Here is a 7,173-nt window from a genome sequence, read left to right as displayed (position 1 = left end):
GCCGGGGGCCGGTACCGACCCGGTCGGCCGCCTCGGCGAGCTGCGCCGCTTCGGCGCCCTTGATCCGCGGGCGGCCGCGGAAGCCCTGCACGAGGCGCTCGGTCTGGACGCCGGCTTCGCCGGTTCCGCGGACGACTACGACGATGTGCGCTCCTCGCTGCTGCCCGACGTGCTGCGCCGCCGCCGGGGGCTGCCGATCCTGCTCTGCGTCGTCTGGCTGGAGGTGGCCCGGCGGCTCGGGGTCGCCGCCTACCCGGTCGGCCTGCCGGGGCATGTCGTCGTCGCCGTCGGCTCGCCCGAGGACTACGTGCTCGTCGACCCGTTCGCCGCCGGCCGGCTGCTGACCATCCACGACGCCGCGGCGAAGGTCCGCGCGGCCGGGGTCGCGTTCAACCGGGCACACCTGGCCCCGATGAGCCCCGGCGACGTGCTGAGCCGCATCCTCGGCAACATCCGCATCCTCGCCGCCCGGTCGGACACGCCGCGGACCCGGCTGTGGGCCGTCGAGCTCTCGTTGCTGCTCCCGCACCACCCGGCGAACCTGCGCCGCGAGCGCGGCGAGCTGCGCGTGCGGCTGGGCGACTTCCTCGGCGGCGCGACCGACCTGACGACCTTCGCCGACACGGTGGCCGAGGTGGAGCCCACCGCCGCCGCCGCCGCCCGCCAGGCCGCCGCGGCGGCCCGCGCCCGCCTCAACTAGGCGCCCGCTGGACCCGTCCCATAGAGACCCCCGCTAGACCCGCTAGACCCGTCCCACGCCACCGTCCTGGGCGGGGACCGCCCCGCGGGACGCCGCCAGGTCGAGATACTTGCCCTCGAAGAAGACCAGCGGGTCGGCGTCGTCGCGGGGCTGCGCGAGCGACACCACCTCCCCGACGATCAGCGTGTGATCCCCGCCGGGGTGCGTCGACACCGTCCGGCACTCGAAGACCGACAGGGCGCCGTCGAGCAGGACGACGCCGGTCTGCTCCCCGATCGTGTGCGGCCACTGGGCGAACATGTCGCCGGGCTGCTCGTACGCCCGCCGGGCGAAGAAGCGCGAAGCTTCGGTCATGTCCGCGGCGAGTACGGAGACGCCCCAGACGCCGGCGGCCAGCACCGGGCCGTGGAACCGGGCGTCGCGGCGGATGCTGGCCAGCACCAGCAACGGGTCGAGGGAGACCGAGACGAACGAGTTCGCCGTCATGCCGAGAGGTCGCCCCTCGGCGACAGTCGTGAGAATCGTCACACCCGTGGCGAACCTGCCGACCGCCCGGCGAAAGTCACCCGCATCCGGGGGTACCCGGACGGCCGGTGGATCGCTGCGGATCTCCTGCGGCAGGCTGCCCACCCGGCTCACGCTACCGCCGTGGTCCCCCGCCGTGGTCCCGGATGCCGGAGCCGGTGACATCTTGCACAGTCACGTCCCCACCCGGCGCCGGTCAGCGCGGGGGCGGGAGCACGGTGAACCCGCGGCGGGCCCCGCCGAGGACCGCCACGGCGATCGGGCTCAGGCCGCCAAGCAGCAGGAACGCGTACGCGGTGGCGCTGGACTGCAGCAGCAGGTCCCCCTCGGGGCGGGAGGAGGCCAGCAGCAGCACCACCGGCATCCAGCCGATCAGCACCGTTGCCGGGCCCAGCCGGGTACCGGTCAGCCAGCGCACCAGCAGCGCCGCGGCCCCGTTGCCCACCAACGCCAGCAGTAGTCCGACGGACAGCAGCGTGCCGCCCGGCCGGGGGCCGTCGGGGACGAGGAAGACGCCGTAGAGGCCCAGCCCGACGCCGAGGACGACTCCCAACGCATACGAACAACCGAGAAAGACCCGACCCGGCTCCGGTTCGGACATCGATGCGGCGGACGCGGGCCGGCCGGACGGCCCCGACTTCCCGCCCACGGGCGCCGAACCGCTCACCTTCGCAGCCCCCGTCACCTTCGAAGCCCCCGCCGCCTTCGCCGCCCCCGCCGCCTCCGGCTTCCCTGCTGTCCCGGACGTCGACGGTGTCCCCGCCACGCCAGCTGAGCCCTTCGCGCCCTTCCCGGCGGCCCGGGACGGCGCCCCGCCGGCCGCGGCGCCGCTCCTGGACGAGGCGCCCTGGGCCCCGCCCGCTGCCGACTGTCGGGATGGCCGGGACGACTCGGACGACCGGGACGAACGCGGCGTCCGACGGGGACCGGTACCGGGGCGGGGCATGGTCCGACAGTAGGACATGAAGCGCCACAACCGCCTGGGCAGTCCGGCCCCATCTCCCCACCGGGCCGCGGTGGCGACGCCCGGCCACGCGCCCCCTCCCCCACCCGGGCCGCCCAGGCCGCCCGAGGAGGGTCAGGTGGTGACGAGCTCCCGAGGGACGACGATGACGTCCACCATGGCGCCACGCCGCCAGACCGTCAGCTCCACCGCGCGGCCGATGGTGGCCTCCGTCAGCAGCCGCTGGAGGTCACTGGGGGTGACGATGGGCGCCCGGTCCAACGACAGCACGAGATCCCCGGTGAACAGGCCCGCGCCGCCGGCGGGGCTGTCGACGACCACCTCGGCGAGGCGGACGCCGTGGCTCTGGCCGGTGCGCTCCGCGACGGCCGGCGGCAGCGGGACCCGAACCCCGGCAACGCCGAGGTAAGCCCGCCGCACCCGCCCGTCACGCATGAGCGCGGCGAGGATCTTCCGGGTCGCCGCGTTGACGGGGACGGCAAGCCCCAGTCCCACCCCGGCGACGGCGGTGTTGATCCCGATCACCCGGGCGTCGGCCGTGCCGAGCGCGCCGCCGGAGTTGCCCGGGTTCAGCGCCGCGTCGGTCTGGATGACCTCGTCCACCACCCGCACCGCGGAGCCGGCACGGGTGGGCAGCGACCGGCCGAGCGCGCTCACGACGCCGGCCGTCACGCTGCCGGTCAGCCCGAGCGGATTGCCGACGGCGACGACGAGCTGGCCGACCCGAAGCCCGGCGGCGTCGCCGAGGACGGCGGCCCGCGGCGTCGCCCCGCGAGCCCGCAGCACGGCGAGATCGGAGAGCGGATCGGCGCCGACGACGTCGAACTCGCGCTCGGTCCCGTCCGCGAACTGGGCGAGGCCGACCGGGGCGCCGCTCCCGCCGAGCAGCCCCTCGACGACGTGGGCGGAGGTGAGCAGGAAACCGTCGTCGGTGAAGACCACGGCCGATCCCGCCCCGGCCCCGCGCCGGGTCCGCACCCGCAGGCTGGCCACCGACGGGGTCAGCGCGGCGGCGACCCGGGTGACGATCGTCGAGTAGGCGTCCAACGGCTCGTCGGGACGGTGGGGATATCCCTCGTTGCTGGCGTGCATCCGACCTCCCGGACCCGCATCCGTGCGTGCACTGATTACAGCGTTACATCGCTGCACATGTGCACCAACGGCGGGCCGGCCGGCGGGATTCCCGCGATGGCCAGAAGGTGAGGGTCAGAAGGTGACCCCGGCGAGCAGGTCCCGCTCGCGGCCCTCGGGCCCGTCGCCGGGGCCACGGCTGCCCGCGGCGAGCACGAAGTGCTCCACGCCCCACGCCCGCTGGCCGATGCCGTCGGCGAGGGCGAAGAAGAAGCCGTCGACGGCCATCTGGGTCCGGTGCGCCCGCATCGCGGCGATCTTGGCGTCGAAGAACTCCGGCGCGGTGATCTCGGCGGTGATGTCGGCGTCGTCGACGAGCGTCATCGCCAGGTCGTCGACGGACTTCAGGCCGGCGAAGGGGTTGTTCCGGTCCGCGGAGTCGTGGAAGAGCTCGAAACCGGCGACAGCACGCGAGCGGGGCATCGCCGTCTCGTAGCGCTTGGCGACCTGCCAGGGCTCGCCGGTGCCCGGGGCGAACGCCGGGTCGGCGGCGTCGGTGAACGCTCGCGCGGTGACCTGGTGGGCCCGGATGTGGTCGGGATGCCCGTAGCCGCCGTTGGCGTCGTAGCTGATCAGCACGTGCGGCCGGACGTCGCGGACGATCCGGACCAGCTCGGCCGTCGCCTCGGCCAGGTCCGCCCGCCACAGGCAACGGGGATGGTCGTTCGCCGGCGTGCCGATCATGCCGCTGTCCCGCCAGCGGCCCGGACCGCCGAGAAATCGCTGGTCGGTGATGCCGAGCGCGGCGCAGGACCCGGCGAGCTCACCGATCCGGTAGCCGCCGAGCTGATCGCCGCGGTCCGCCCGCAGATTGATCAGCTCGGGCACCAGCACCTCACCCTCCTCCCCCAACGTGCAGGTCACGAGGGTTACGGAGGTGTCCGGTGCCGCGGCGTAGGAGGCGAGCGCGATCCCCGTGGAGATCACTTCGTCGTCGGGATGGGCGTGGACGAACATCAGCCGGCGGGCGGCCACCGGGTTGGAGGGAGTCGACGGCGTGCTGGCAGACGTCACGATCCCGACCCTACGGCCCGTTTCGGCCACAGGTCCGCACTCGGCGAGGCCGACCGCGTCCGCCCGCCGCGGACGCGGTCGCCTCACCAGGCGCGCGGCGGCCACCCGGGCCGCCCGCAGGGGTCAGCGACGCCGCGAGCGCAGCTTCTCCCGCTCACCGGCGGTGAGCGCCACCTTGCGGAGTCGGACGAAGCCAGGCGTCACCTCGACGCACTCGTCCTCGCGGCAGAACTCCAGCGCCTGCTCGAGGGTGAGCACCCGGTGCGGGGTGAGCCGGACCAGCTCGTCGCCGGTGGACGAACGCATGTTCGTGAGCTTCTTCTCCTTGGTCGGGTTGACGTCCATGTCATCCGCCCGGGAGTTCTCAGCAACGATCATGCCCTCGTAGACCTCGGTCGTCGGCCCGATGAACATCGTGCCGCGATCCTGGAGGTTGAACAGCGCGTAGGCGGTGGCCACCCCGCTGCGGTCGGCGACCATGGAGCCGGTGGCCCGGGTCCGCAGCTCGCCGAACCAGGGCTCGTACCGGTCGAAGACGTGGTGCAGCAGGCCGGTGCCGCGGGTCTCGGTGAGGAACTCGGTTCGGAAGCCGATCAGCCCGCGGGCGGGGACCAGGTACTCCAGCCGGATCCAGCCGGTGCCGTGGTTGACCATCTGCTCCATCCGGCCCTTACGCAGCGCGAGGAGCTGGGTGAGCGTGCCGAGGAACTCCTCGGGGGCGTCGATGGTGAGGCGCTCCACCGGCTCGTGCACCTTGCCGTCGACGACCCGGGTGACGACCTGCGGCTTGCCGACGGTCAGCTCGAACTCCTCGCGGCGCATCAGCTCGACGAGGACGGCGAGCTGGAGCTCACCGCGGCCCTGCACCTCCCAGGTGTCGGGGCGCTCCGTCGGCAGCACGCGGATGGACACGTTGCCGACGAGCTCGGCGTCGAGCCGGTTCTTCACCAGCCGGGCGGTGAGCTTCTTGCCGGACCTGCCGGCCAGCGGCGAGGTGTTGATGCCGATCGTCATGCTGATCGACGGCTCGTCGACCGTGATCACCGGCAGCGGCCGGGGGTCGTCGAGGTCGGCGAGGGTCTCGCCGATGGTGATGTCGGGGATGCCGGCGATGGCGATGATGTCGCCCGGGCCGGCCTCCTCCGCCGGCACCCGGTCCAGCGCCTGGGTTATCAGCATCTCGCTGATCTTGACGCGCTGCTGGGTGCCGTCCGCGCGGCACAGGGTGGCCTGCTGGCCACGCTTGATCGTGCCGTTGTGCACCCGGCACAGCGCGAGGCGGCCCAGGTACGGCGACGCGTCGAGGTTGGTGACCAGCGCCTGCAGCGGCGCGTCCGGGTCGAACGACGGCGCCGGGATGGTCTCCAGCAGCAGGTCGAACAGCGGCTTGAGGTCCGGCGAGTCGGGGCTCGCCCCATCGGCCGGGCGGGTCGTCGAGGCGCGGCCGGCCTTGGCGTTGCAGTAGATGATCGGGAAGTCGATCTGCTCCTCGTCCGCGTCGAGGTCGAGGAAGAGCTCGTAGGTTTCGTCGACGACCTCGGCGATCCGGGCGTCGGACCGGTCCACCTTGTTGATGACCAGCACCACCGGCAGCCGGGCCGCGAGCGCCTTGCGCAGCACGAAGCGGGTCTGCGGCAGCGGGCCCTCGCTCGCGTCCACCAGCAGCAGCACGCCGTCGACCATGGACAGACCGCGCTCGACCTCGCCGCCGAAGTCGGCGTGGCCGGGGGTGTCGATGATGTTGATCGTCATGTCGCCGTGCCGGACCGCGGTGTTCTTCGCGAGAATCGTGATGCCCTTCTCGCGCTCGAGGTCCATCGAGTCCATCACCCGGTCGGTGAGCTCGGTGTGCTCGCCGAAGGCGCCGGACTGGCGCAGCATGGCATCGACGAGCGTGGTCTTGCCATGGTCGACGTGGGCGATGATGGCCACGTTACGAAGATCGGCACGAAGGGACACGGTGAGGCGCTCCGGGGCGGACGTGGGGCTCTCGACCCCGCAACAACGACAACGGCACCGTGCGAATGACAGTGCCGGCTGGAACCTGGTGACGCGACCGTCAGGACGGAACTCCGCCACGCCGATCTGCGCCGAGGCACGCCGACGCGCCCGCCAGACGGGCACTGGCGACGTTCGTGCCACAGCCCATGGTACGGACACCTCGCCCCGCCGTGGCCGCCCCACGACAGCCACCCCTCCCGGACACCCCCGCGCCGCCTGCCCGCACCCCCGCGGCCACCTCCCGCCAGCGACGGTCCGAGCCACCCCCACTCGACGGCCCCCGCGGCGCTTCTGTGCCGATCCAGTGGGAGATCGGGGCCGAAACCCGGGCGGAACGGCGTGGAACCCCGGACACGATTAAGCGCCGAGACGACCGCGGCTCGCGCGGCGTCAGCGCTGCCCAGGCCAGCGGATCGGCTCCGGGCCGGTCAGCGCGTGGCGAAGTTTCTCGACCAGCGGGCCGTCCGCGGGCATCCAGCGGACGTCGTCGAGTTCGGCGGCGGCCAGCCAGCGCAGCTCGTCGTGATCGAGCAGGCGTGGGCTGCGCCCGATCACCCGACCGAACCAGACCCGCAGGATCCAGCCCGGGCTCGCCAGACCCACCTCGCCCAGCGGCGGCCCGATCTCGATCTCGACGTCGAGCTCCTCCCGGCACTCCCGCACGAGCGCATCGAGCTCGTCCTCGCCCGGCTCGACCTTGCCGCCGGGAAACTCCCACATCCCCGCGTAGGCCGGCGGCTCCCGGCGCCGGGCGGCCAGCACCCGGCGCTCGTCGTCGAGGAGGGCGACCGCGACGACCAGCCGACCCCGCGCCGCAGGCGCCCCGGCAGTCCCGGCC

The 7,173-nt window shown here is 73.5% G+C and carries 7 protein-coding genes; 1 reads left to right on the top strand and 6 read right to left on the bottom strand.

The features are described from left to right. Positions 1-700: transglutaminase-like domain-containing protein (locus tag ND748_RS21075; RefSeq protein WP_251747712.1), on the top strand; the 700-nt coding region annotated here is incomplete at its 5' end. A 42-nt stretch (positions 701-742) separates the two neighbouring features. Here the strand turns inward: ND748_RS21075 and ND748_RS21070 are convergent. From ND748_RS21070 to ND748_RS21045, 6 genes are all read right to left on the bottom strand, one after another. Next, complete coding sequence (locus tag ND748_RS21070) at positions 743-1,339, bottom strand: flavin reductase family protein (RefSeq protein ID WP_374215990.1); 597 nt, start codon at positions 1,337-1,339, stop codon at positions 743-745. A gap of 82 nt (positions 1,340-1,421) precedes the next feature. Next, positions 1,422-1,826 carry a DUF6113 family protein gene (locus ND748_RS21065; protein WP_251747711.1) on the bottom strand — a complete coding sequence of 135 codons (405 nt, stop codon included), beginning with the start codon at positions 1,824-1,826 and terminating at the stop codon, positions 1,422-1,424. Positions 1,827-2,303: 477 nt separating this feature from the next. Further along, the gene (locus ND748_RS21060) at positions 2,304-3,281 is read right to left on the bottom strand and encodes a S1C family serine protease (RefSeq protein WP_251747710.1); all 978 of its coding nucleotides are present in this window, start codon (positions 3,279-3,281) and stop codon (positions 2,304-2,306) included. Positions 3,282-3,395: 114 nt separating this feature from the next. Continuing rightward, a complete protein-coding gene (gene mshB / locus ND748_RS21055; RefSeq protein WP_251747714.1) occupies positions 3,396-4,277 on the bottom strand; it encodes an N-acetyl-1-D-myo-inositol-2-amino-2-deoxy-alpha-D-glucopyranoside deacetylase in 882 nt (293 codons plus the stop codon). Between the two features lie 180 nt (positions 4,278-4,457). Next, a complete protein-coding gene (gene typA / locus ND748_RS21050; protein WP_251747709.1) occupies positions 4,458-6,293 on the bottom strand; it encodes a translational GTPase TypA in 1,836 nt (611 codons plus the stop codon). A gap of 432 nt (positions 6,294-6,725) precedes the next feature. Then, the coding region (locus ND748_RS21045; protein WP_374215989.1) for a (deoxy)nucleoside triphosphate pyrophosphohydrolase at positions 6,726-7,173 on the bottom strand (448 nt) is incomplete at its 5' end.

The sequence above is a fragment of the Frankia sp. AiPs1 genome, from assembly GCF_023716945.1.
GTDB lineage: Bacteria > Actinomycetota > Actinomycetes > Frankiales > Frankiaceae > Frankia.
The sequence above is the reverse complement of the archived record's forward strand: the minus strand, read 5'-3'. Positions and strand labels throughout refer to the sequence as shown.

What these genes read in the sequence shown, in the direction of transcription:
- mshB (WP_251747714.1), bottom strand. Translation starts at nt 4,277, where the DNA reads ATGTTCGTCCACGCCCATCCCGACGACGAAGTGATCTCCACGGGGATC.
- ND748_RS21065 (WP_251747711.1), bottom strand. Translation starts at nt 1,826, where the DNA reads ATGTCCGAACCGGAGCCGGGTCGGGTCTTTCTCGGTTGTTCGTATGCG.
- ND748_RS21060 (WP_251747710.1), bottom strand. Translation starts at nt 3,281, where the DNA reads ATGCACGCCAGCAACGAGGGATATCCCCACCGTCCCGACGAGCCGTTG.